A 646-nucleotide genomic window follows, 5' to 3' on the forward strand; every position below is an offset into this window, starting at 1 on the left:
CCCGCCGCAGGATCGCCGCGATCTGGGGGCCCGTCCGCCCGGTGGTCCTGCTGCCGGAGACCGACGCGCAGGCCGCGGTGCTCGCGGGCGCCTCGGGGGTCGCGGCCACGCGCGGGCTGGCCGCGCTGGCCACCGCGGACCGGGTGGTCGTCGTGCCGGGCGGTTACGCGCGGCTCAGCGAGACCGGCAGGGACGTGGTCCTCACCCACGAGCTGGTCCACGTGGCCACCGGCGCGACCGGGGAGGCCGGGTGCCGATGTGGCTGTCGGAGGGGTTCGCCGACTACGTCGGCTACGCGGGCACGGGGCTGGACGTCCGCCGGGTCGCCGCGGAGCTGGCCCGGGAGGTGCGGGCCGGCGTGCTGCCGGCGGCGCTGCCGGGACCGGCGGACTTCGCCCCCGGCGGGGCGCGGCTCCCGCAGGCCTACGAGGAGGCCTGGCTCGCCTGCCGCTACGTCGCCGCACGTTTCGGCGAGGGGGCCCTCGTGAGGCTCTACGGTAGCGATGTCGAGACCACGCTCGGCCTGACCGCGGCGGAGTTCACCGCGGGCTGGCGCGACCACCTCCGGAGGAACTCGCATGACGTCGAGCACCGCGCGGGCGCCCGGCGCCCGTCCCGGGAGCCCGCGGGCGGCGGGCTGGGCGCT

Annotated in this window: 1 pseudogene; it reads left to right on the forward strand. The window is 78.8% G+C overall.

Going from position 1 to position 646, the window contains the following annotated elements:
• Window positions 1-250: 250 nt before the first annotated feature.
• Window positions 251-646, forward strand: a pseudogene (locus tag ACWJ6R_RS37635) (hypothetical protein); the annotation flags it as partial.

This window comes from Planomonospora algeriensis (genome assembly GCF_977012225.1).